This is a genomic window from Rhodopseudomonas palustris (assembly GCF_013415845.1).
In the GTDB taxonomy this organism is placed as follows: Bacteria; Pseudomonadota; Alphaproteobacteria; order Rhizobiales; family Xanthobacteraceae; genus Rhodopseudomonas; species Rhodopseudomonas palustris_F.
Map to the genome: position 1 here is coordinate 2,098,694 of NZ_CP058907.1, position 22,803 is coordinate 2,121,496.

Below are 22,803 nucleotides of genomic sequence, written 5' to 3' on the forward strand. Positions count from 1 at the left end.
CTGGCGCGAGCGCCCCGGAATGACGGGGCGGGCAGCGCGGGTGATTAGTACAGCCCCGCCACTTTGGCGCGCTGGATGACGAGGCCGAGGACCGAGTCGATCGCGGGAGTGGGGATGTTGGTCATCCGGCCCATCTCCTGCACCACGGTGACCAGCGGATCGATCTCCATCGGGCGGCCGCGTTCGAGGTCCTGCAGCATCGAGGTCTTGTGCGCGCCCACCTTGCGGGCGCCTTCGATGCGGCGTTCGACGTCGACGCGGAACTTGACGCCGAAGGTCTCGGCGATCTGCTGTGCTTCCAGCATCATCGCCTTCGACAGCGCGCGGGTCGCCGGATCGGAGGCGATCACGTCGAGCGTGGCGTGGGTGAGCGCGCTGATCGGATTGAAGCAGACGTTGCCCCACAGCTTCAGCCAGATCTCGTCACGGATGCGGTCGAGGATCGGTGCCTTCAATCCGGAGGCTTCGAATACTTTCGACAGGTTCTCGACGTCCGAAGTGGTCTCGCCCGACGGCTCGCCGATCGGGAATTTGTCGCCGTAGACGTGGCGAATTACGCCGGGCGCCTCCAGCTCGGTCGCCGGATAGACGATGCAGCCGATGCCGCGCTCGGGGCCGAGCTCCTTCCACTGGCGGCCGCCCGGATCGATGCTCTCGAGCGTGCGGCCTTCGAATTCGTTGCCGCCGTGCTTGTGGAAGTACCAATACGGCACACCGTTCACCGCGGTGACGATGCGGGTGTGCGAGCCGAGCAGCGGCTTCATCGAATCGATCGCGCCGGTGATCGAATGCGCCTTCAGGCAGATGATGATGACGTCCTGGACGCCGAGTTCAGCCGGCTTGTCGGTGGCGTTGGGCCTGATCACCCGCTCTTCGCCCTCGATCAGCAGCTTGAGCCCGTTCTCCTTCATCGCCTGCAGATGCGCGCCGCGCGCCACCAGGCTGACGTCGGCGGCGCCGGACTGGGCGAGCTGAACGCCGAGATAACCGCCGATCGCGCCGGCGCCATAGATACAGACTTTCATGCGATTTCCCATCAGACAGACGACAAGACAGGCGTGGCCATTCGGCCACGCCGCGGTGAGACCAGATTTGCCTGCGACGCGTGCGCTCCCGCCGCGTCGATCAGACTATTTCGCTTTTGGCGACGACGCTGCGTCGCCATGGTTTGAGCACCAGCAGCGCGAGTAGCGACGCCAGGATGTTGGCGGCGGCGGCGATCAGGAACACCAGATCCCAACTGCCGCTGGATTGCTGCAGCGAATTGGCGAATGGCACCAGCAGCGCCGCGGTGCCCTTCGCGGTGTACAGCAGGCCCGCATTGGTGGCGGCGAACTTCGACCCGAAGGTGTCGGTGCAGGTCGAGGGAAACAGCGAGTAGATCTCGCCCCATGCGAAGAACACCAGCCCCGACAGCAGCACGAACCACACCGGATCCTGCCCGAGCGCATACAGCGCGTAGATGCCGATGCCTTCGAGCCCGAAGGCGATGAACATCGTGTTCTCGCGGCCGATCTTGTCCGAGATCCAACCGAAGAACGGCCGCGTCAGACCGTTGAGGATGCGATCGAAGGTGGCTGCGAAGGTCACCGCCGTCATGGTCATCGCCATCAGCGTGACGGGCGTGTCGGCGATCTTCCAGTCGGCGGCGATCGGCTTCAGGTTGGCGGTGACCATCAACCCGCCGGCTCCGACGATCACGAACATGAAGTACATCAGCCAGAACACCGGCTGGCGCAGCACCTCGGTCGGACGGTAGTCGCGCCGCGTCTGAAAGACGTTGGCGTTGCGGGTCGGTGAGGGCACCTGTCCCGGCTTCGGCGCGAGCAGCAGCAGCGACAGAAACACGATCACAATGCCCTGGCCGAGACCGAAATACATGAAGGTGGTCTGAAAGCCGGAGTCGCGGATCATCGCCTGGATCGGCGCCACCGTGAGCGCCGAGCCGGCCCCGAAGCCCGCCGCCGTCAATCCGGCCGCTAATCCCCGTTTGTCCGGAAACCATTTCAGCGCGTTGCCGACGCAGGTGCCATAGACCGCACCGGCGCCGATGCCCGCGACGATCATGCCGAGGTAGAAACCCGACAGCGTCGTCGCCTGCGCGTTGATCGCCCAGCCGAGCGCACACAGGATGCCGCCGATCAGCACCACCAGACGCGGGCCGTATTTGTCCACGAACCAGCCCTCGATCGGCACCAGCCAGGTCTCGAACAATACGAAGAGGGTGAATGCCCATTGGATCGAGGCGCGGTCCCAGCCGAAGGTTTTCTGAATGTCGGGGACGAAGAACGTCCAGCCGTATTGGTAGTTGGCGATCATCACCATCGCGCCGACGCCGATGGCGAGTTGCGTCCAGCGATAGCTCTCACTCACGCGCCGCGTCTGCGCGGCGGCCACCCCGTGCACCGTGTCCGTCATGTTTCCTCCGTGAGCCGGCGCCTCTGTCGGGAGCCGTACCGTCGCCATTGTGATCGTGCTAATCACCAGGCGCAAGGAGGGAAATAACGACGTGACTTGTTATTACATCAAGACGAGTTAGTCCGACCGCGCCCGTGGTGTCCGAGCGCGGCGAATGCGTTGCAGCAATTACTCCGCCGCTTGCTTGCGCGGCGGAGCGGTCGCACCGGAGTCGTGAATCTCTGCGACGTGCGCGTCGCTGTAGCCGAGGACGTCGCGCAGGATTTCGTCGGTGTGTTCACCGAGTAGCGGCGAGCGCTTCACCTCGGTGGGGGAGTCCGACAGCTTGATCGGGTTGCCGACCGACAGATAATTGCCGCGGGTCGGGTGATCGACCTCGACGATGGTGCCGGTGGCGCGCAGCGACTGGTCCTCGGCGAGTTCCTTCATCGACAGGATCGGGCCGCAGGGGATGTCGTCGGCGTTGAGGATTTCCATGGCCTCGAACTTGGTCTTGGTCATGGTCCATTGCTCGATGCGCGCGAAGATCTCGTTGAGCCGCGACAGCCGCGCCGGCGGCGTGGCGTAGTCCGGGTGCGTCTTCCAGCCGGTCTCGCCGATCACGTCGCAGATCTTCTCCCACACCGGCGCCTGGGTGATGACGTAGATGTAGGCGTTCGGATCCTGTTCCCAGCCCTTGCACTTCAGGATGCGGCCGGGCTGGCCGCCACCGGAATCGTTGCCGGCACGCGGCACCGCATCGCCGAACGGGATGCCTTCGCCGAACTGGCTGTATTCCTTCAGCGGACCATGGTCGAGGCGCTGCTGATCGCGCAGCTTGACGCGGCAGAGGTTCAGCACGCCGTCCTGCATCGCCGCGGTGACGCGCTGGCCGCGGCCGGTGTGGTGGCGCTGATACAGCGCAGTGACGATGCCGAGCGCGAGATGCAGGCCGGTGCCGCTGTCGCCGATCTGCGCGCCGGTGACCAGCGGCAGGCCTTCGCGGAAGCCGGTGGTCGAAGCGGCGCCGCCGGTGCACTGCGCGACGTTCTCATAAACCTTGCAGTCTTCATACGGGCCGGGACCGAAGCCCTTGATCGAGGCGACGATCATCCGCGGATTGATCTCCTGGATCTTCTCCCAGGTGAAGCCCATCCGGTCGAGCACGCCGGGGCCGAAATTCTCCACCAGCACGTCGCAGGTGCGGATCAGCGCGGTCAGCACCTCCTTGCCCTTCGGGTTCTTGGTGTCGAGCGTGATCGACCGCTTGTTGTGGTTCAGCATGGTGAAATACAGGCTGTCCACCTTCGGGATGTCCTGCAGCTGACCGCGGGTGATGTCGCCGCTGCCGGGGCGCTCCACCTTGATCACGTCGGCGCCGAACCACGCCAAGAGCTGCGTGCAGGTCGGGCCGGATTGGACGTGGGTGAAGTCGAGAACGCGAACGCCGTCGAGCGCCTTGGTCATGGTCGTGCTCCTGTTGTCTCTTGCGCGCCGAAGCGGCATCTCTCCCGTCGGGGCGTCCGCCGCGGCGATCCGCGACGAACGTCCTTGTTATGTCGCGTCGGCCAAGCGTCGCCGCGTCAGGCGAACAGCTCCTGGCCGTGGGTCTCGACGTAAGCGGCCAGCCGCAGCGTGTGATCGCGCGCCAGCTTTTCGGCGAGTTCGGTGTCGCGTGTTTCCAGCGCCTCGATCATCGCCAGATGCTCGGGCAGGGAGGCGGCGATGCGCTCCTTGCGGCCGATGGTGAGCTGGCGATAGCCGCGGACGTGGATCAGGATGTCGTTGGTCATGTCGACCAGCACCGGCGACTCGCTGAGCGAGATCAGCGTCTGGTGGAACACGATGTTGGCGCGGGAATATTCTTCGATGTGATCCTGCGGCAGCCGGCCCGGACCGAACTCCTTGAACACGTCGCGCAGTGCGGCGATGTCGCGCTTGCGGGCCACGATGGTGATCAGCCGTGCCGCCATGCTCTCCAGCGCCGCCCAGGCGCGGATCATGTCGACGATCTCCGCCTTGGTCCGGCGCACCACGATGATGCCCCGGCGCGGCACCGCCTTCACCAGCCCTTCCTGTTCGAGCATCGCGATCGCTTCACGGATCGGCGTGCGGCTGACGCCGAGCTTGTCGGACAGCGCGCGCTCGTCGAGCATCACCGGCTCGGGCGTGGTGTAGATGTCCATCTTCAGGATCGCCTGCTTCAGCGCCTCGTAGGCCTTGGTCTTGAAGCTGGTCTCCGGCGCGAGCCGCATGATGCCGAGCTCGGGCTCGGCAGGCGTCTCGTTCGGAGTGGGGCGGGCGCGCGCGATCATGGAGTTCCTCAGGCGGTAACGGCCGCCGTCGACCTTGCTCTGGCATACCAGATGCCAAGCGGTCAAGCCGTTCTCACGGTGGTTTTCGCGTTCGCGGAGTGTTCGCGGGACGTTCTGGCATGCCAGGGGGGTGCGGCGATCGAAATGCCGACCTCCAAGGCCGCGGCCCCAGCTGTCCGGGTGACGTTTGTTTGAAGGGCCTTGGGCGGGGCGGGCGATTGCGCGCCAGATGGTCGCTGCATCACTGCGGAGTGATCGCTGCACCGCGCAACGCTGTTTGCTTGCGCGGGTTAGGAAGCAGACCTATCCTCAAATCCATTGCGGCATCAGACCAGCAAATCGGGAGGACCTCATGGCCTGGAAGAAACCGGAAATCGTCGAGATCGCGGTCGGCTTGGAAATCAACATGTACGCCTGCGCGGCGCGCAAGTAATCGACGCCAGCGTCGAGCAACGAAGCGGGCGTGGCCGGGGTGCGAGCCGGCTGCGTTCGTCTTCCGTGTTGTCCATGCCGCAGTTGCATTCTGCGACCTCCCGCCGAGAAGGCGCCCGATGCTACGCGTGATCGTTTTGGGAGCCGCTGCTGGTGGCGGCGTGCCGCAGTGGAATTGCGGCTGTCCGGTGTGTCGCGCAGCGTTCGATGACCCTCGGCTGGCGCGAACGCAAGCGTCGCTCGCCATCAGTGCGGATAACGCCCACTGGTTCCTGATCAACGCTTCGCCGGACCTGCGCCAGCAGATCATTGCCACGCCGCAGCTGCATCCGCGCGCCGGTGCGCTGCGCCACAGCCCGATTGCCGGCGTGATCCTGACCAATGGCGAAGTCGATGCGGTCGCCGGTTTGCTGTCGATGCGCGAAGGCTCGCCGTTCAGCATCTATGCGCACGACAAGGTGCTGGCGATCCTGCGCGCCAACAGCATCTTCAATGTCCTCAACGAATCGATCGTCGCGCGTCGGCCGGTCGCGACCGACCAGCCGTTCGAACCGGTGCTGCCCGACGGCGCCCTGTCGGGGCTCCAGATCATGGCGTTTGAAGTTCCCGGCAAGCGCGCCTGGTATCTCGAAGGGCAAGCGCATCCCGGCGGCGACAGCCAGAGCGGCGATACGCTCGGCCTGACCATCACCGACAAATCGACCGGGCAGTCGCTCCACGTGCTCACCGCCTGTGCGCGCGTCACCGACGATCTCAAGGCGCGGCTGGCCGGCGCCCCGCTGCTGCTGTTCGATGGCACGGTGTGGCGTGACGACGAACTGATCGCCGCCGGCGTCGGCACCAAGACCGGGCAGGCGATGGGACATATCGCGATGGCGGGTGACGATGGTGCGATCGCTGCGCTGGCGGATCTCGGCATCGGCCAAAAGCTGTTCGTCCACATCAACAATTCCAACCCGGCGCTGCTGGCACATTCCGCCGAGCGCGGGCAGCTCGAAACGGCCGGCTGGCAGATCCCGGCGGACGGCACGGAGGTGACGCTGTGAATGCGATGACCGCGTTTTCGCTGAACGGCGCCGCGCCGCTCGCCAATGCCGACGAGCTGGAAGCGGCGCTGCGCCAGATCGGCGCCGCGCGCTATCACAATCTGCATCCGTTCCATCGCCTGCTGCACGGCGGCAAGCTCAACAAAGGGCAGGTGCAGGCCTGGGCGCTGAACCGTTACTACTATCAGAGCTCGATTCCGATCAAAGACGCGGTGGTGATCTCGCGGTTCCGCGACCGCGCCACCCGCGTCGAGTGGCGGCACCGCATCGAGGATCACGATGGCGATCTGTCCAGCGAGGGCGGCATCGAGCGCTGGCTGAAGCTGACTGAAGGTCTCGGTCTCGACAGCGGTTACGTCGAGTCGACCCAGGGCATTCTGCCGGCGACGCGCTTCGCGGTGGATGCCTATGTGCATTTCGTCCGCGACCGCACGCCGCTGGAGGCGATCGCCTCGTCACTGACCGAATTGTTTGCGCCCAATCTGCACGAGGAGCGGATCGCCGGGATGCTGGCGCATTACGACTTCGTCAATCCCGAGATCATGAGCTACTTCAAGCGCCGCCTGGAGCAGGCGCCGCGCGATGCCGACTTTGCACTGCGCTACGTCAAGCAGCACGCCACCACCCCGGCCGAGCGCGAAGCGGTGTGCAATGCGCTGATCTTCAAGACCAACGTGTTGTGGGCGCAGCTCGATGCGCTGCATCACGCCTATGTCGACGGCCACATCCCACCCGGCGCGTTCGTGCCGCAAGGGTTTTGAGCCGATGGCGCCGCGCCGCATCAGCGTCAGCGAGACCAGCCGCCCGGTGCTGCCGCGCCATGCCCGGCTGAAGTTCGACGAGACGCGGCAGCGCTGGGTGATCCTGGCGCCGGAGCGGGTGCTGGCGCCGGACGAGATCGCGGTCGAAATCCTGCAGCTCTGCGATGGCGCGCGCGATGTGGCGGCCATCATCGATGCGCTGGCGACAAAGTACACCGCCGACCGCGCCGAGATCGGGCGCGATGTGGTCGCCATGTTGCAGGACCTCGCCGACAAAGGCTTTCTCACCGAGGCGCGGGAGACGACGCCTTGACCGAAATCGCCACCAGCGTTGCGGATGCCGACGGCGTCGCCGTGCTGGAGAAGTCCGGCAGCGTCGCGGAGACGTTCGGAATTCCGCTGGCGGTGTTGCTGGAGCTGACGCATCGCTGCCCGCTGCAATGCCCGTATTGCTCCAATCCGCTGGAGCTTGAGCGCGGCGGCGCGGAGCTGTCGACCGATGAGTGGAAGCGGGTGCTGAGCGAGCTCGCGCGCATCGGCGTGCTGCAGGTGCATTTCTCCGGCGGCGAGCCGACCGCGCGCAAGGATCTGGTCGAGCTGGTGCGTCACGCCACCGAGGTCGGGCTCTACACCAATCTGATCACCTCTGCGGTGCTGCTCAGCCGCGAGCGGCTGGCGGCGTTGGCCGATGCGGGCCTCGCGCATGTCCAGATCAGTTTCCAGGGCAGCGAGGCGACGATCGCCGACCGCGTCGGCGGCTTCGCCGGCGGGCACGCCAAGAAGCTCGACGTCGCGCGCTGGACCCGCGAGCTCGATCTGCCGCTGACCGTCAATGCGGTGATGCACCGGCAGAACCTGCATCTATTGCCGGACATCATCGAGATGGCGCTCGCGCTCGATGCCGACCGGCTCGAAGTCGCCAATGTGCAGTATTACGGCTGGGCGCTGAAAAACCGCGCCGCGCTGATGCCGACGCTTGCGCAGATCGAGGACTGCACCGCGACCGTCGAGGCGGCGCGCGAGCGGCTGAAAGGCCAGCTCGCGATCGACTATGTGATCCCGGACTATTACGCGGCGCGGCCGAAGAAGTGCATGGGTGGCTGGGGCCGGCAATTCTTCAACATCTCGCCGAGCGGCAAGGTGCTGCCGTGCCATGCCGCCGAGACCATCACCGGGCTCGACTTTCCGTCAGTGCGTGACGGCGCGTCGATCGCCGAGATCTGGCGCGATGCGGAAGCCTTCAACCGTTATCGCGGCACCGGATGGATGCAGCAGCCGTGCGCGAGCTGCGCGTTCAAGGAGATCGATTTCGGCGGCTGCCGGTGTCAGGCCTTCGCACTTGCAGGCGACGCCGCCGCGACCGACCCCGCCTGTGCGCTGTCGCCGCTGCATGACCGCATCTTCAAGACCGCAGAGGCCGAGGCCGCCGCCGGTAGCGACCGCTTCCTGTATCGCAACTTTGCGGGTGGGACGGTCGAGGGCGCTTAGCGCGGCCCATCTTTCGTCATTCCGGGGCGCTCACGCAGTGAGCGAGCCCGGAATCTCCACCACAAATGCAATCCATCCTTCGTCATTCCGGGGCGCGCGAAGCGCGAACCCGGAATCCATAACCACTGGCTTCTGCTTTTTGGCAGAGCTTTGCTGCCTCTGTGCTTCACCGCGAGTCCAGGGGCTATGGATTCCGGACTTGCGCGTACCGCGCAATCCGGAATGACGGAGGATAGTTCGTTCGGCGGTCAGCCGCCGCGGCGCTCGATCACCACCGTCGCGGTGCGGCCGACCACGAGGCGGACGTCGGGCGGCACCTGGTCGAGCGCGATGCGCACCGGGATGCGCTGCGCCAGCCGCACCCAGTTGAAGGTTGGGTTGACGTTCGGCAGCAGCTTGGCGCCGGCGCTGCGGTCGCGGTCCTCGATGCCGCCAGCGATGCTCTGAACGTGACCATAGAGCGGGCTGCGCTCGCCCATCAGCCGCACTTCGGCACGGTCGCCGACCTTGATCGACGGCAGCTTGGTTTCCTCGAAGTAACCATCGACATGCAGCGTCGCCTGGTCAATCAGCGCCGCAACGCCGCTGCCGGCGTTGACATAGGCGCCGGGGCGCAGGTCGAAATTCGTGATCAGCCCGCCGACCTGAGCGCGGACCTCGGAGCGGTCGAGGTTGAGCTTGGCGAGGTCGCGATCGGCGATCGCCTGATGCAGCGCCGCTTCGGCCTCGGCCTGGGTGGCGGTGATCTGTTCGCGCTTCTGCTCGGTGACGGCGTCGCTGCTGAGATTGCGATAGCGCGCCAGATCCTTGTTGGCGGCGTCCAGCGCGGCGACGCGGCCTTCGACCGCCGCTTCGGCCTGGCGTAGCGCCAAGGTGAAGCGCTCGCGATCGATCCGGAACAGGATGTCGCCCTTCTTCACCACCTGGTTGTCGACGACTAGTACCTCGGAGACGAGGCCGGAGACGTCCGGCGCCACCGCGACGATGTCGGCGCGCACACGGCCGTCGCGCGTCCACGGATCGATCTCGTAATGCACCCACAGCCGCCAGCCGATGACGGCGGCGACCAGCACGCCGAGCGTGGTGACGCTGAGGCGGACGAGCAGAAGCGGAGTCTTTCCCATGGCTGGCCCTTTCATTGCGGCCACCCCGAAACCAGACCGAGAGCGACGAACACGATGACGACGAAGATGGTGAGATTGAACAAGGTGTGATGCCAGACGAGGTGATAGAAGTTGAGCCACACCAGCAGGCGCGACACCAGACTGGTGAGAATGAAGGCCGCGGCGGCGCAGATCAGGATGGTCGGCACGAACACGCCGAGGATGTTGAGTTCAGCAGTCATCAGGCGGCCTCCTGAAGGGCGAGGCGCGGCGGCTTCGCGGTCGGAAACAGGCAGCGGCGCAGGCCGACCAGGCCGAGCACCGCGCGCCGCGCGGTGGCGCTCGGCTCGTCGCGAACCGCGGCGAGGGCGCGGTCGAGTGTTCTGAGCAGTCCGGCCGGCGGCGCTATCGAAGCCGATGCGTAGTGCCGCTCCAGCCGGATCAGCAGCAGCTCGAGCCGGCGACGGGCGCCGCGCGACAGCTCAAGTCGTGCCCGATGCAGGTCGAGAATGTTGAAGCCGGCGCGCAGCTCGCGCAGCGCTTCCGGCATGGTGTGGCCGGCGGCGGCGGCGCGGGGCGCCAGCAGCATCATCCGGTCGATCATCAGGCCCGCGACGCTGGCGCGCTGGTTCTCGCTGCTGATATCGGCGGCCTGCGCCAGCGTGGCGCGGTTGGCGTTGATCAGTCGCAGTGCGCTCCATTCGGCGCCGACAGGCCGCAGTACGGCGGTGACCAGCGCGGCCAGGCCGGTGCCGGTGACCACGGCCACAGTCGAGTTCAGGAAGCTTGCGGTGTCGAAGGTGTACATCTCCTGCAGCGCGATCAGACTGGCGGTGTTGACGGCGAGGCCGAGGCCGATTGGGTAGGTCGCGGGCGCGCCCATCAGCACGCCGTACAAAATGAACGCCGGCGCCAGTACCAGCGCCAGACTTTCGAAATTATGCACCGCCGGCAGGATCAGCAGCAGATAGGCCGCCGCAGCAAAAGCGGCCACGATGGTCCACTTGGTCAGACCGACGATCGACGGATACGGATCGTCGCGCGCGGCGAACAGGCTGGTGCCGACCGTCGCCATCATCGCGGCGGTGCCGCCGGCCGGCCAGGCGCACACGATCCAGAAGGTGCAGCAGGTGATCACGGTGAACAGCGTGACGAAGGCGGCGAGCAGCGCCATGCCGTGGTCCTGGTGCTTCACCACCGCGACATGCTGTTCGATCGGATAGTGCAGGGGCGCATCGAGCGTCGTGGCGTTGCCGGTGGTTGCGGCAGCCAGCGCGATACAGTCGGATTGGATGTTGAGCAGATCCCGAAGCCGCATCAGCAGTCCGAGTTCGAGGAGGTCGCGCCACGTGCCGCGATGCGGGTGTTGATCAATCTCGGCCTGAACGTCAGCCAGCAAGGCATCACGGACCGCGGCGTCACCGGGCTCGTCGCCTTCCATCCAGACGCGGGTGCGCTCGACCAGCGCCGCGACCGGGGCCGAAGGACCGCCGAGCGGCTGCAGCTCGTCGAGGCGATCGGCGACCGACGACATCACCGGCAACAGCAGCAGCATGCGCGGCTGCAATTGCTTGATCCAACGCGTCGCGCTCTGGTCGAGATTGGTGTCGTAGCTGAGGAAGGTGACGAGGTTTTCGATGTCGGCGGAGTCGGCGGCGACCTGCAGACGATGGGTTTCGGCCGCCGGGCTCTTGTTCAGGCTGACGGCGTCGCGGACGCTGGCATGGGCGTGCTTGAACCACGCTTTGACCCGCTGTGCCGCGAGCGGGCCGACCGAGCGCGGAAACACCACGCTGGAGACCACGGCCGCGCAGGTGATGCCGAGCACGATTTCCTCAGTCCGAGCCAGCGCGATGTCGAAGATCTGGTTTGGGGTGTCGACAGTCGGAAATCCGATCAGCGCGGTGGTGTAGCCTGCCAGCATCGCCACGTAGCTGCGCGGCGAGCGGTCGAGTACCGAGACGTAGATGCACAGCGCCGACCACAGCGCAATGGCGAGCACCAGCAGCGGCGGCGCGCCGGCAAGATTAGGAACGATTGCCACGGCGACGCAGGCGCCTATCAAGGTGCCGAGGACGCGGAACACCGCTTTCGACCGCGTCGTGCCGGAGAGCGGATGCGAGGTGATGTAGACCGTCGCCACCGCCCAATATGGCCGCGGCAGATCGAGCCACAGCCCGATCGCCATCGCCAGCATCGCAGCGGCGAACGTCTTGAACGCAAACAGCCATTGCTGCTCGTCGGGCAGCGACATCGGCGGAAATCCTAGATTCCGAAAGGAGGGGCGCGCGGCGCCTTCTCGGTGAAAAGGGCTGGTATCTGGCGCGACCTTTACATAAATGACCATGGGGTCATTTTATGTCAAGATGACGACCCGCCAGAATTGTGCCGTGCTTCATCGCCCAGGACGCGACCATGCCTAAGCCCAAACAAACGCCTGCAAAAACGCTGACCAGCAATGCGGCGGTTCCTTCCAAACGGGTCGCGCGCGGGCCGAGTCCGGACAAGACCGCGCAGACCAAAGCGAGCATCGTGCGGGCGGCACTCGCAGAGTTTCTCGACAAGGGCTTTGCGGACGCCACCATCGCGGGCGTGGCGCAGCGGGCCGGCGTCGCCAAGGGCACGCCGTATCGTTACTTCGCCACCAAGGAAGCGCTGTTCGCCGGCGTGGTGCAGCAGGAGCTGGTCGGCGCGCTCGGCGATATCCTTGAGGAGAGGCGCGGGCGCGACGAGAGCGTGCAGGCGTTCCTTCGGCGGACGTTGCTGATCGCGCTCGGCGAGATCGAGCGCAAGGGGCGGGCGGCGATGGCCCGGTTGGTGATCGTCGAGGGCGTGCGGTTTCCGGCGCTGGTGGAGATCTATCGCCGCGAGATGTTCGATCCGGTGCTCGACCAGATCAAGCGTCTGGCGCCGGTGGCGCGCCGCCGCGGCGAGCTACCCGATGACCGGCTGATCCGCCACCCGCATCTGCTGATCGCGCCGGTGTGGATGGGCATTCTCAACAACCAGCTGATCGATCGCGACCACCCGGTCGACATCGCCGGCCTATTCGAGGCGCAGCTGGAGTTGATGTTTTCCGGCGAGGCTGGGCGGTGAGGGACGAACAGGACTTTGGCCGCTTTCGTCCCAAGAGAGCCAGACGTCGTGAGTTCGGGCTGGCCGCAGGACAATGGCTCCGTCATTGCGAGGAGCGAAGCGACGAAGCAATCCAGCTCAGTGCATCGAGCCACTGGATTGCTTCGCGGAGCCTGTCATCGGGCCGGCCAGAGGCCGGACCCGTTGGCTCGCAATGACGTGGAAGCGCTGCGCCCCGATAACTAACTTTCGCCAGATATGAGGGGTCGCTTCGATCAGGTGATGAACGGCTCTAGAACACCACCACCGACCTGATCGACTTGCCTTCGTGCATCAGATCAAAACCCTTGTTGATCTCTTCGAGCTTCAGCACGTGGGTGATCATCGGGTCGATCTCGATCTTGCCGTTCATGTACCAGTCGACGATCTTCGGCACGTCGGTGCGGCCGCGGGCGCCGCCGAACGCGCTGCCCTTCCAGACACGGCCGGTGACGAGCTGGAACGGGCGGGTCGAGATTTCCTTGCCGGCTTCAGCGACGCCGATCACCACCGAGACGCCCCAGCCGCGATGGCAGGCTTCGAGCGCCTGGCGCATCACATTGGTGTTGCCGGTGCAGTCGAACGTGTAGTCGGCGCCGCCATCCGTGAGCCCGACCAGATGCTGGACGATGTCGCCGTCGACCTTCTTGGGGTTGACGAAATGGGTCATGCCGAAGCGGCGGCCCCATTCTTCCTTGTCGTCGTTGATGTCGACCCCGACGATTCGATCGGCCCCGACCATCTTGGCGCCCTGAATCACGTTGAGGCCGATGCCGCCGAGGCCGAACACCACGACGTTGGAGCCGGGCGTGACCTTGGCGGTGTTGACCACGGCGCCGACGCCGGTGGTGACACCGCAGCCGATGTAGCAGCTCTTGTCGAACGGCGCGTCGTCGCGGATCTTCGCGAGCGCGATCTCCGGCAGCACGGTGAAGTTCGAGAACGTCGAGCAGCCCATGTAGTGATAGATGGTCTGGCCCTTGTAGGAAAAGCGCGAGGTGCCGTCCGGCATCAGGCCCTTGCCCTGCGTGGCGCGGATCGCGGTGCAGAGATTGGTCTTCTGGCTCAGGCAGCTTTTGCATTGCCGGCATTCCGGCGTGTACAGCGGGATGACGTGATCGCCCGGCTTCACCGAGGTGACGCCGGGGCCGATCTCGCGCACGATGCCCGCGCCTTCATGGCCGAGGATCGATGGGAAGATGCCTTCAGAGTCGAAGCCGTCGAGCGTGTAGGCGTCGGTGTGGCAGATGCCGGTAGCCTTGATCTCGACCAGCACCTCGCCGGCCTTCGGCCCTTCGAGATCCAGCTCGACGATTTCGAGCGGCTTCTTGGCCTCGAACGCAACGGCGGCCCGTGTCTTCATGGCGATCCTCCTGGCATCGACGACTTACGATTGCCTCTCGTATCGCAAATCGGCGCGCGGACTTGAACCGTTTTCTGGCCTGGTGAGGCGACGGGGCTCACGCCGATGCGGCGCGGCAATCGTCTTCGATCGGCAGATCGTCGGGCGCGTTGGGATCGCCGGGCGCGGTGGCCCAGGCGAGTTCGACCAGCGTCACGGTACGGCGGCCGGCGCCGTCGAACTGGCAGACGATCAGGCCCTGTTCTTCGATGTAGGTGAGCAGCCGGCGGGCACGGCGCAGCGAGTGCGTGCCGTAGGCGCGGGCGATCGCGGCGTCGCCGGGGCAGGGCCAGCCCTCTTTGGCGGCGCGCGCGATGATCATGAACACGCCCTGCATGTCGTCGGGCAGGGTGGAGGCCCGCAGCGTCACGTCCTGCCAGGCATCGTCGGCGGCCATCTCGGTGGTGAGGCCGGCGCGGGCGTGAGTCAGCATCCGGCGAAACTCGGTCATATCCGGAATCGCCGTCGCGAGGCCTTCGATCCGGCAGCGCACCACGAACTCCTGATACAGCACGCCGATGGCGCGGAAGCCGGCATCCGGCTCGGCCAGGATCGCGCGCAGGATACGGTCGAGCCGTTCGCGGCGCTCGGCGATCTGTTCGTCGCTGAGCGGCGGCGCTTCGGGCTCGGGCGTGGTGTCGATCGCGACCGACTTCGCCGCCATCAACTGGCTGAGCAGATCCGGCGCGGGGGTGCGGCGCTGCGGCCGCGTTGCCGTGGTCTCCGGCGGCGGCGCGGCGAGGATCACGGCGCGCGCGTCTTCGAGGCCCGCTTCCGGCAGCGGCATCAGGCGCGGCGTCGAGTTGCGCGGGTGGGTTTCGGTCGGCCCGATCCGCAAGCCGAGCGGGCGGCGCGACAGCGCGGGCCCGAGCGCCATGAACTGGCCGCGTTCGAGATCGCGAAACGCTTCGGCCTGCCGCCGCTCCATGCCAAGTAGATCGGCCGCGCGCGCCATGTCGATATCGAGGAAGGTGCGGCCCATCAGGAAGTTCGAGGCTTCGGCCGCAACGTTCTTGGCGAGCTTGGCGAGGCGCTGGGTGGCGATCACACCGGCCAGGCCGCGCTTGCGGCCGCGGCACATCAGATTGGTCATTGCGCCGAGCGACAGTTTGCGCGCTTCGTCGGAGACTTCGCCGGCGACGGCGGGCGCGAACAGCTGCGCTTCGTCGACCACCACCAACATCGGATACCAATGGTCGCGCGCGGTGTTGAACATGCCGTCGAGAAACGCCGCCGCGCGGCGCATCTGGTTCTCGGCATCGAGCCCTTCAAGATTGAGTACCGCCGACACGCGATGAATCCGTGCGCGTTCACCGGCGACCTGGAGGCCGCGCTCGGTGTGGTCCTCGGCATCGATCACGAGATGGCCGAATCGCTCCGCCAGCGTGACGAAGTCACCTTCGGGATCGATGATCGCCTGCTGCACCCAGGGTGCGCTCTGCTCCAGCAGACGGCGTAGCAGATGCGACTTGCCCGAGCCGGAATTGCCCTGCACCAGCAGGCGCGTCGCCAGCAGTTCCTCGAGATCGAGAGCCGCGGTTGCGCCTGAATTGGTTTGCCCCATTTCGATCGCAACGGTCATGGCTCGGTCCGAGGTCTCCTTTCGCGAGCAGGGGGCTTAACAACCCGGGCGCGCCGCGTCGAGCACCTGCGGCGGTTCCGCCCGGTGTTATGCACGCACATCAGCGTTGCGTGCGCTCCGCGCGAATCAGCGCCAGCCGAGCGCCGGTGCAATGTGGGTGAGCACGGCCTCGATCACATGGGCGTTGTAATCGACGCCGAGCTGATTGGGGATCGTCAGCAACAGGGTGTCGGCTTCGGCGAGCGCTTCGTCGGCCTTGAGCTGCTCGATCAGCGCGTCGGGCTCGGCCGCGTAAGATCGGCCGAAGATCGCGCGGGTCTGTTCGTCGAGATAGCCGATCTGATCCTGCTGTTGGCCTTCGCGGCCGAAATAGGCGCGGTCGCGATCGTCGACCAGCGGGAAGATGCTGCGGCTGACCGAGACGCGCGGCGTGCGGGTGTGGCCGGCCTCTTTCCAGGCTTCGCGATAGGCGCGGATCTGCGCCGCCTGCTGAACGTGAAACGGCTCGCCGGTCTCGTCGTTCTTTAGCGTCGAGCTCTGCAGGTTCATGCCGAGCTTGGCGGCCCACTGCGCGGTCGCGTTGGAGCCCGCGCCCCACCAGATCCGGTCGCGCAGGCCTTCCGAATACGGCTCCAGCCGCAGCAGCCCGGGCGGGTTGGGAAACATCGGCCGCGGGTTGGGCTGCGCGAAGCCCTGGCCACGCAGCAGGTCGAGCAGCACTTCGGCGTGGCGACGGCCCATGTCGGCGTCGCTTTCGCCCTCAGCCGGCTGATAGCCGAAATAGCGCCAGCCATCGATCACCTGCTCGGGCGAGCCGCGGCTGATGCCGAGCTGCAGCCGGCCGCCGGCGATCAGATCGGCGGCGCCGGCGTCCTCGGCCATGTACAGCGGATTCTCGTAGCGCATGTCGATCACGGCGGTGCCGATCTCGATGCGCTTGGTTCTGGCGCCGATTGCGGCGAGCAGCGGAAACGGCGAGGCGAGTTGCCGAGCGAAATGATGCACGCGGACATAGGCGCCATCGGCGCCGAGCTGTTCGGCGGCTTGCGCCAGATCGATGGTCTCGAGCAGCGCGTCGGCGGCCGAACGCGTGCGTGACTGCGGCGACCAATGGCCGAACGAGAGAAAACCGATCTTCTTCATGGAGGACAGCCCTGACGATGTGAAGGCTGTAGATAGTGCATCCTGCGCCTCAGAAAAGCCTTGTGGCGCGCCAGACTGCCGGCGATCAGCACGCGCGTCGCGGGTGGCGCGTCAACGTTTCACCAGACCGCGCAGCAGCAGATCGACGCTGGCTTCGGTGAAGGCGGCGAAATCGACTTCTTTACGGGTACCAAACAGCAGCGACCACAGGCTGAGCAACACCGCCGGACTCATCACGATCTCGGTGAAGCCGGCCGCGGGCGCATCGCGGAATTCACCGGCGGCGACGCCTTGTTCGATGACTTCCCTGAACTGATCGATGATCGGTGCCACAAATTCGTCGTGGTGGCGATCGACCAGGTCGGGGAAGCGTCCGCCCTCGGCGATCAGGAAACGGAGGATTTCGCGGGACTCGCGGTTCTCCGCAATGTGGCCATAGGTGAAGGCGATCAAGCCGCGCAGCCGTTCGGTGGCCGAGCCGGGGAGGGTGAGCGCATAGTCCTTCAGGCCCGGCAGAAACGATTGCGATTTGTGCCGGACCATTTCTTCGAACACCCGTTCCTTGGTGTCGAAGTAGAAATAGATGGTGCCCTTGGTCACGCCGGCACGCGCCGCGACGTCTTCGAGACGGGTCGCCGCATAGCCGTGCACGACGAATTCCTCGAACGCGGCGTCGAGGATTTCCGAGGGGCGCTCGGCTTTGCGGCGGGCGCGTTTGGTGACGGCAGGCGGCATGGGGCGAACTCCGATCACGTAGTTTTACTATTGACTTTCGGGTCAGTCAATAATATTGCACTGCAATGCTCTTGATCGAATGGGCGAATTCTTGATGCTTTGGCTCAGACCCGTGGTGCTGCTGATGGTTGCCGCCTCCCTGGCGGGGTGCGGTGAGGAGGCCCGGCGGGAACGCCCGGTGACGCTGGTGAAGACCGAGGTGGTCCGCACCCAGCCCCGCAGCACGGTCATTCGGGTGACCGGCGACGTTCAGGCCCGGGTTTCCACCGAATTGTCGTTCCGGGTCAGCGGCCGGGTGGTCGAGCGCCTGGTCGACGTCGGCGCCCACGTCAATGCCGGCGATCTGCTGGCGCGGCTCGATCCGACCGAACAGCGCGCCGATCTGGTCGGCGCCCAGGCGGCGCTGACCGCTGCCGAAGCCCAGCTCCGCCTCGCCACCGCGACTTACGAGCGCCAGAAGACGTTGATGGGATCCGGCTTCACCACCCGCGTGGCCTATGACCAGGCGCAGGAGGGGCTGCGCGCGGCCGAGGGCTCTGTCGACACCGCCAAGGCGCAACTCGGCATCGCCAAGGATGCGCTCGGCTACACCGAGCTGCGCGCCAGTGCGGCCGGCATCATCACCGCACGCAACGTGGAAGTCGGTCAGGTCGCGCAGTCGGCGCAGTCGGCCTACACGCTGGCCGAAGACGGCGCCCGCGACGCGGTGTTCGACGTCTATGAGGCGATCTTCCTGATCCCGGTCGGCAGCGACACCATCAAGCTGTCGCTGGTGTCGAACCCGGCGATTACGGCCGTGGCCAAGCCGCGCGAAATCTCGCCGACCGTCGATCCGAAGACCGGTTCGGTCCGCGTCAAACTATCGATCGAAAACCCGCCGCCCGAGATGACGCTCGGCAGCGTCGTTGTCGGCGAGGGCTTCAGCCAGACGCTGGATAAGATCGTGCTGCCGTGGAGCGCGCTGACCGCCGATCAGAGCGGCGCCGCGGTGTGGGTGGTCGATCCGAAGACCCATACGGTGTCCCTCAAGAGCGTTGCGATCGAGCGCTACGAGACCGACGCGATCGTGGTCAGTCGCGGCCTGTCGATCGGCGATCGCGTCGTGGTCGACGGCGGAAAGATGCTGCGTCCCGGGCAGGTGGTTGCCGATGCGGGAGGCGCCGCATGAGCGCGCCACGTTTCGTTGCGGTGATCGCGGCTGCGCTGCTGCTGACCGGCTGCAACGACAAATCGGAAACCAAGCCCCCGGTGCGGCCGGTGATGTCGACGGTGATTGCGCCGCTGCAGGCGACTAATCTTGCCGTCGTCGGCACGGTCGAGCCGCAGTTCAAGACCGACTACGGCTTTCGCATGCTCGGCCGGCTGATCGCTCGCCCGGTCAATATCGGCGACGTCGTCGAGAAGGGGCAGACGCTGGCGGCGGTCGATCCGTTCGCGGCCGAACTCGCAGTGCGCTCGGCGCAGGCCGATCTGGCGACCGCGCAGGCGCAGCTCGTCAATGCCAGCGGCACCGCCAACCGGCAACGCGCGCTGATCGAGACCGGCGCGACCACCAAGGCGACGCTCGACAGCGCCGAGCAGGGCGATGCAGCCGCGCAGGCTGCCGTGGTCCGCGCCCAGTCGGCGCTGACCAAGGCGCGCGAGCAACTGAGCTACACCAAGATCGAGGCGCAGTATGCCGGCGTCGTCACCGCAGTCGGTGCGCAGGTCGGTCAGGTCGTCAATCCCGGCCAGATGGTTGCGACCGTCGCGCGGCCCGACATTCGTGAGGCAGTGATCGACGTCGCCGACGATCTGGTCGGCGTGCTGAAGATCGGCACGCCGCTGACCGTGGCGCTGCAGCTCGATCCGCGCGTCCGCGTCGACGGCAAGGTGCGCGAGATCGCACCACAGGCCGATCAGGTCACCCGCGCCCGGCGGGTTCGTATCACGCTGGAAAATCCGCCCGAGACATTCCGGCTCGGCACCACCATCACCACGCTGATCCCGGGCAAGCCGAGCCGCGGCTTTCGCCTGCCGGCGACCGCGATCCTGCGCCAGGGCGATCAGGCCAGCGTATGGGTGATCGACACCGCCAAGGGATCGGTCACTAAGCGCAGCGTGCAGGTCGCGCCGAGCGACAATGGCACGGCTCAGGTCACCGATGGGCTCGAGGCCGGCATGCGGATCGTCACCGCCGGCGTCCATCATCTGCAGGAAGGCCAAATGGTCCGGTTCGAACGGGAAGTCACGCCGTGAAGTCGTTCAATCTCTCCGACTGGGCGCTGCAGCACCGTTCGCTCGTCTGGTACTTCATGATCGCCTTCATGGCGGCCGGTCTGTTTTCGTATCTCGACCTCGGCCGCGAGGAAGACCCTGCGTTCACCATCAAGACCATGGTGATCCAGGCGAAGTGGCCCGGCGCCTCGGCCGAGGAGACCACCCGGCAGGTCACCGACCGGATCGAGAAGAAGCTCGAAGAGTTGGAGTCGCTCGACTACACCAAGAGCATCACCACGCCCGGCGAGACCACGGTGTTCGTCAATCTGCGCGACACCACCAAGGCGCGCGATGTGCAGCCCACCTGGGTGCGCGTGCGCAATATGATCAACGACATCAAGGGCGACTTCCCGCAGGGCGTGGTCGGCCCCGCCTTCAACGATCGCTTCGGCGACGTGTTCGGCAACATCTACGCGTTCACCAGCGACGGCCTGACCCAGCGCCAGCTCCGCGACAAGGTCGAAGAAGTCCGCGCCAAGGTGCTGCAGGTGCCGAATGTCGGCCGTGTCGACATCGTCGGCGCCCAGGACGAAGTGATCTTTCTTGAATTCTCGCCGCGCAAAGTGGCGGCGCTCGGCCTCGACCAGCGCACCATCGTCAGCTCGCTGCAGGCGCAGAACGCGATCACGCCGTCGGGCGTGCTGCAGGCCGGGCCGGAGCGGATCAGCGTCCGCGTCAGCGGACAGTTCACGTCCGAAGAGAGCCTCAAGGCGATCAATCTCCGGGTCAACGACCGCTTCTTCCCGCTGACCGACGTGGCCACCATCCGGCGCGGCTACGTCGATCCGCCGACCTCGCTGTTCCGCTTCAACGGCGAGCCGGCGATTGCGCTGACGATCGGCATGAAAGCCGGAGCCAACCTGCTGCAGTTCGGCGAAGCGCTGAAAGAGGAGATGAAGCGGATCTCCGCCGATCTGCCGGTCGGCGCCGAAGTGCATCTGGTGTCGGACCAGCCGCAGATCGTCGACGAGGCGGTGTCGGGCTTCACCCGGGCGCTGTTCGAGGCGGTGGCGATCGTGCTGGTGATCAGCTTCATCAGCCTCGGCATGCGCGCCGGCCTGGTGGTGGCGATTTCGATCCCGCTGGTGCTGGCGATCACCTTCATGGTGATGTCGTATTCCGGGATCTCGCTGCAGCGGATTTCGCTCGGCGCGCTGATCATCGCGCTCGGTCTGCTGGTCGACGACGCGATGATCGCGGTCGAGATGATGGTGGCGCGGCTGGAGGTCGGCGACTCGCTCGCCAAGGCCGCGACCCATGTCTACACCTCGACGGCGTTCCCGATGCTCACCGGCACGCTGGTGACGGTGGCGGGCTTCATTCCGATCGGTCTCAACAACAGCGCGGCGGGCGAATTCACCTTCACGCTGTTCGTGGTGATCGCGGTGTCGCTGCTGACGTCGTGGATCGTGGCGGTGCTGTTCACGCCGCTGCTCGGCGTCACCATCCTGCCCGACAAGATGAAGCACCATCACGAGACCAAGGGCCGGTTTGCGTCGATGTTCAGCGGGACGCTCGGCTTCTGCATGCGGCATCGCTGGCTGACGATCGGATTGACGCTGGCGGCTTTCGCGCTGTCGATCGTCGGCATGGGCTTCGTGCAGCAGCAGTTCTTCCCGAATTCCGACCGCAAGGAACTGATCGTCGACTGGAACCTGCCGCAGAACAGCTCGATCGCAGAGACCAATGCGCAGATGGCCAAGTTCGAGCGTGAGGCGCTGACGGGACGGCCCGGCATCGATCACTGGTCGACCTATGTGGGGCAGGGCGCTCCGCGCTTCGTGCTGTCGTTCGACGTCGAACCGTCGAACGCCACCTTCGGCCAGATGGTGATCGTGACCAAGAGCCTCGCCGACCGCGACCGGCTGCGGCCGGAGCTGCAGGCTTACTTGCGCAAAACCTTCCCGGGCACCGACGCGCTGGTGAAGTTGCTCGACATCGGCCCGCCGGTCGGACGGCCGGTCCAGTATCGCGTCAGCGGGCCGGATATCTCCAAGGTGCGCGGCTTAGCGCAGCAACTCGCCGGCATCGTCGCCGCCAATCCGCATCTCGGCGAAGTGGTGTTCGACTGGATGGAGCCGGCGCGGGTGATCAAGGTCGACGTGCTGCAGGACAAGGCGCGTCAGCTCGGGGTCACCTCGGAAGACATCGCCTCGACGCTGAACGGCATCCTCGACGGTGCGACCATCACCCAGGTGCGCGACGACATCTATCTCGTCAATGTGCTGGGGCGAGCCAACGACGCCGAGCGCGGCTCGATCGAGACGCTGCGCAACCTGCAACTGTCCGGCGGCAGCGGCCAGACCGTGCCGCTCGCCGCGGTCGCGACCTTCCGCTACGAGCTGGAGCAGCCGACGATCTGGCGCCGCGCGCGGCTGCCGACCGTCACGGTCAAGGCCAGCGTCATCGACGAAGTGCAGCCGGCGACGGTGGTGGAGCAGTTGAAGCACTCGGTCGGCGAGTTCACCGCCAAACTGCCGGTCGGCTATTCGGTGACCGTCGGCGGCGCGGTCGAAGAGAGCGGCAAGTCGCAGGCGCCGATCGTCGCGGTGGTGCCGATCATGCTGTTCGTGATGGCTACCGTGCTGATGATCCAGCTGCAGAGCTTCCAGCGGCTGTTCCTGGTGTTCGCGGTGGCGCCATTGGCTCTGATCGGCGTGGTCGCAGCGCTGCTGCCGAGCCGTGCGCCGCTCGGCTTCGTCGCCATCCTCGGCGTTCTGGCGCTGATCGGCATCCTGATCCGAAACTCGGTGATCCTGATCGTGCAAATCGAACAGTTGCGCAGCGAGGGACGCCCACCATGGGATGCGGTGGTGGAGGCGACCGAGCACCGAATGCGGCCGATCATGTTGACCGCAGCCGCGGCGAGCTTGGCGCTGATCCCGATCGCGCGTGAAGTGTTCTGGGGACCGATGGCCTACGCGATGATGGGCGGCATCATCGTCGGCACGGTGCTCACCCTGTTGTTCCTGCCAGCGCTTTACATTGCGTGGTTCCGCATCAAGGCGCCGACACAAGAGGCTTAG

20 protein-coding genes are annotated in these 22,803 nt (G+C 66.0%); 9 read left to right on the forward strand and 11 right to left on the reverse strand.

Translation table 11 applies throughout. The features are described from left to right. Positions 1-44 precede the first annotated feature (44 nt). The 4 genes from HZF03_RS09630 to HZF03_RS09645 all read right to left on the reverse strand — a co-directional run bounded on the left by HZF03_RS09630 (position 45) and on the right by HZF03_RS09645 (position 4,712). Positions 45-1,025, reverse strand: a complete 981-nt coding sequence (locus tag HZF03_RS09630) for a 2-dehydropantoate 2-reductase (RefSeq protein WP_119020116.1) — start codon at positions 1,023-1,025, stop codon at positions 45-47. 100 nt (positions 1,026-1,125) lie between these two features. Then, complete coding sequence (gene oxlT, locus HZF03_RS09635; protein WP_119017809.1) at positions 1,126-2,418, reverse strand: oxalate/formate MFS antiporter; 1,293 nt, start codon at positions 2,416-2,418, stop codon at positions 1,126-1,128. A 168-nt stretch (positions 2,419-2,586) separates the two neighbouring features. Beyond that, positions 2,587-3,864 carry a formyl-CoA transferase gene (frc, locus tag HZF03_RS09640; protein WP_119017810.1) on the reverse strand — a complete coding sequence of 426 codons (1,278 nt, stop codon included), beginning with the start codon at positions 3,862-3,864 and terminating at the stop codon, positions 2,587-2,589. Positions 3,865-3,980: 116 nt separating this feature from the next. Further along, positions 3,981-4,712 (reverse strand): GntR family transcriptional regulator, encoded by a 732-nt coding sequence (locus HZF03_RS09645; RefSeq protein WP_042441502.1) that lies wholly within the window; start codon positions 4,710-4,712, stop codon positions 3,981-3,983. A 352-nt stretch (positions 4,713-5,064) separates the two neighbouring features. On the opposite strand from HZF03_RS09645, the gene pqqA reads away from it, so the two are divergent. The 5 genes from pqqA (at position 5,065) to pqqE (ending at position 8,439) form a co-directional block, all read left to right on the forward strand. After that, entirely contained in the window at positions 5,065-5,145 is an 81-nt protein-coding gene (gene pqqA, locus HZF03_RS09650) for a pyrroloquinoline quinone precursor peptide PqqA (protein ID WP_119017811.1), read from the forward strand. A 118-nt stretch (positions 5,146-5,263) separates the two neighbouring features. After that, positions 5,264-6,190 (forward strand): pyrroloquinoline quinone biosynthesis protein PqqB, encoded by a 927-nt coding sequence (pqqB, locus tag HZF03_RS09655; RefSeq protein WP_119017812.1) that lies wholly within the window; start codon positions 5,264-5,266, stop codon positions 6,188-6,190. Beyond that, positions 6,187-6,951, forward strand: a complete 765-nt coding sequence (pqqC, locus tag HZF03_RS09660; protein ID WP_179906289.1) for a pyrroloquinoline-quinone synthase PqqC — start codon at positions 6,187-6,189, stop codon at positions 6,949-6,951. The genes pqqB and pqqC overlap by 4 nt, the downstream gene beginning before the upstream one ends. Before the next feature lie 4 nt (positions 6,952-6,955). Then, positions 6,956-7,264: a pyrroloquinoline quinone biosynthesis peptide chaperone PqqD gene (gene pqqD / locus HZF03_RS09665; protein WP_119017813.1), complete on the forward strand. Its 309-nt coding sequence runs from the start codon at positions 6,956-6,958 to the stop codon at positions 7,262-7,264. Then, positions 7,261-8,439 carry a pyrroloquinoline quinone biosynthesis protein PqqE gene (pqqE, locus tag HZF03_RS09670; protein WP_119017814.1) on the forward strand — a complete coding sequence of 393 codons (1,179 nt, stop codon included), beginning with the start codon at positions 7,261-7,263 and terminating at the stop codon, positions 8,437-8,439. The genes pqqD and pqqE overlap by 4 nt, the downstream gene beginning before the upstream one ends. A 248-nt stretch (positions 8,440-8,687) precedes the next feature. Here pqqE and HZF03_RS09675 read toward each other — a convergent pair whose 3' ends face one another. From HZF03_RS09675 to HZF03_RS09685, 3 genes are read right to left on the reverse strand one after another with little or no spacing between them, the layout of a single operon-like run. Beyond that, positions 8,688-9,563 carry an efflux RND transporter periplasmic adaptor subunit gene (locus HZF03_RS09675; protein WP_165858102.1) on the reverse strand — a complete coding sequence of 292 codons (876 nt, stop codon included), beginning with the start codon at positions 9,561-9,563 and terminating at the stop codon, positions 8,688-8,690. Between the two features lie 11 nt (positions 9,564-9,574). Continuing rightward, complete coding sequence (locus tag HZF03_RS09680; protein WP_011157507.1) at positions 9,575-9,784, reverse strand: DUF1656 domain-containing protein; 210 nt, start codon at positions 9,782-9,784, stop codon at positions 9,575-9,577. Next, positions 9,784-11,796, reverse strand: a complete 2,013-nt coding sequence (locus HZF03_RS09685; RefSeq protein ID WP_119017816.1) for an FUSC family protein — start codon at positions 11,794-11,796, stop codon at positions 9,784-9,786. Before HZF03_RS09685 ends, HZF03_RS09680 begins: the two co-directional genes overlap by 1 nt. A gap of 161 nt (positions 11,797-11,957) precedes the next feature. Between HZF03_RS09685 and HZF03_RS09690 the strand changes: the two genes are divergently transcribed. Continuing rightward, entirely contained in the window at positions 11,958-12,638 is a 681-nt protein-coding gene (locus tag HZF03_RS09690; protein ID WP_119017817.1) for a TetR/AcrR family transcriptional regulator, read from the forward strand. A 271-nt stretch (positions 12,639-12,909) separates the two neighbouring features. Here HZF03_RS09690 and HZF03_RS09695 read toward each other — a convergent pair whose 3' ends face one another. The 4 genes from HZF03_RS09695 to HZF03_RS09710 form a co-directional block, all read right to left on the reverse strand. Beyond that, the gene (locus HZF03_RS09695) at positions 12,910-14,019 is read right to left on the reverse strand and encodes an S-(hydroxymethyl)glutathione dehydrogenase/class III alcohol dehydrogenase (RefSeq protein WP_119017818.1); all 1,110 of its coding nucleotides are present in this window, start codon (positions 14,017-14,019) and stop codon (positions 12,910-12,912) included. Between the two features lie 97 nt (positions 14,020-14,116). Further along, on the reverse strand, positions 14,117-15,640 hold the full coding sequence (locus tag HZF03_RS09700; protein WP_119017819.1) for a helicase HerA domain-containing protein: 1,524 nt from the start codon (positions 15,638-15,640) through the stop codon (positions 14,117-14,119). A gap of 126 nt (positions 15,641-15,766) precedes the next feature. Continuing rightward, the gene (locus tag HZF03_RS09705) at positions 15,767-16,783 is read right to left on the reverse strand and encodes an LLM class flavin-dependent oxidoreductase (protein WP_119017820.1); all 1,017 of its coding nucleotides are present in this window, start codon (positions 16,781-16,783) and stop codon (positions 15,767-15,769) included. 111 nt (positions 16,784-16,894) lie between these two features. Further along, a complete protein-coding gene (locus HZF03_RS09710) occupies positions 16,895-17,518 on the reverse strand; it encodes a TetR/AcrR family transcriptional regulator (protein ID WP_011157513.1) in 624 nt (207 codons plus the stop codon). A 79-nt stretch (positions 17,519-17,597) separates the two neighbouring features. On the opposite strand from HZF03_RS09710, the gene HZF03_RS09715 reads away from it, so the two are divergent. From HZF03_RS09715 to HZF03_RS09725, 3 genes are read left to right on the forward strand one after another with little or no spacing between them, the layout of a single operon-like run. Next, positions 17,598-18,686 (forward strand): efflux RND transporter periplasmic adaptor subunit, encoded by a 1,089-nt coding sequence (locus tag HZF03_RS09715; RefSeq protein WP_119017821.1) that lies wholly within the window; start codon positions 17,598-17,600, stop codon positions 18,684-18,686. Continuing rightward, positions 18,683-19,756, forward strand: coding sequence for an efflux RND transporter periplasmic adaptor subunit (locus HZF03_RS09720; protein WP_119017822.1), 1,074 nt, complete (start codon positions 18,683-18,685; stop codon positions 19,754-19,756). Before HZF03_RS09715 ends, HZF03_RS09720 begins: the two co-directional genes overlap by 4 nt. Beyond that, the gene (locus tag HZF03_RS09725; RefSeq protein WP_119017823.1) at positions 19,753-22,803 is read left to right on the forward strand and encodes an efflux RND transporter permease subunit; all 3,051 of its coding nucleotides are present in this window, start codon (positions 19,753-19,755) and stop codon (positions 22,801-22,803) included. Before HZF03_RS09720 ends, HZF03_RS09725 begins: the two co-directional genes overlap by 4 nt.

Excerpts from the sequence above, each read along its gene's own strand:
- HZF03_RS09630 (WP_119020116.1), bottom strand. The coding sequence starts at position 1,025 with ATGAAAGTCTGTATCTATGGCGCCGGCGCGATCGGCGGTTATCTCGGC.
- oxlT (WP_119017809.1), bottom strand. The coding sequence starts at position 2,418 with ATGACGGACACGGTGCACGGGGTGGCCGCCGCGCAGACGCGGCGCGTG.
- frc (WP_119017810.1), bottom strand. The coding sequence starts at position 3,864 with ATGACCAAGGCGCTCGACGGCGTTCGCGTTCTCGACTTCACCCACGTC.
- HZF03_RS09645 (WP_042441502.1), bottom strand. The coding sequence starts at position 4,712 with ATGATCGCGCGCGCCCGCCCCACTCCGAACGAGACGCCTGCCGAGCCC.
- pqqA (WP_119017811.1), top strand. The coding sequence starts at position 5,065 with ATGGCCTGGAAGAAACCGGAAATCGTCGAGATCGCGGTCGGCTTGGAA.
- pqqB (WP_119017812.1), top strand. The coding sequence starts at position 5,264 with ATGCTACGCGTGATCGTTTTGGGAGCCGCTGCTGGTGGCGGCGTGCCG.
- pqqD (WP_119017813.1), top strand. The coding sequence starts at position 6,956 with ATGGCGCCGCGCCGCATCAGCGTCAGCGAGACCAGCCGCCCGGTGCTG.
- HZF03_RS09675 (WP_165858102.1), bottom strand. The coding sequence starts at position 9,563 with ATGGGAAAGACTCCGCTTCTGCTCGTCCGCCTCAGCGTCACCACGCTC.
- HZF03_RS09680 (WP_011157507.1), bottom strand. The coding sequence starts at position 9,784 with ATGACTGCTGAACTCAACATCCTCGGCGTGTTCGTGCCGACCATCCTG.
- HZF03_RS09685 (WP_119017816.1), bottom strand. The coding sequence starts at position 11,796 with ATGTCGCTGCCCGACGAGCAGCAATGGCTGTTTGCGTTCAAGACGTTC.
- HZF03_RS09690 (WP_119017817.1), top strand. The coding sequence starts at position 11,958 with ATGCCTAAGCCCAAACAAACGCCTGCAAAAACGCTGACCAGCAATGCG.
- HZF03_RS09695 (WP_119017818.1), bottom strand. The coding sequence starts at position 14,019 with ATGAAGACACGGGCCGCCGTTGCGTTCGAGGCCAAGAAGCCGCTCGAA.
- HZF03_RS09700 (WP_119017819.1), bottom strand. The coding sequence starts at position 15,640 with ATGACCGTTGCGATCGAAATGGGGCAAACCAATTCAGGCGCAACCGCG.
- HZF03_RS09705 (WP_119017820.1), bottom strand. The coding sequence starts at position 16,783 with ATGAAGAAGATCGGTTTTCTCTCGTTCGGCCATTGGTCGCCGCAGTCA.
- HZF03_RS09710 (WP_011157513.1), bottom strand. The coding sequence starts at position 17,518 with ATGCCGCCTGCCGTCACCAAACGCGCCCGCCGCAAAGCCGAGCGCCCC.
- HZF03_RS09715 (WP_119017821.1), top strand. The coding sequence starts at position 17,598 with ATGGGCGAATTCTTGATGCTTTGGCTCAGACCCGTGGTGCTGCTGATG.
- HZF03_RS09720 (WP_119017822.1), top strand. The coding sequence starts at position 18,683 with ATGAGCGCGCCACGTTTCGTTGCGGTGATCGCGGCTGCGCTGCTGCTG.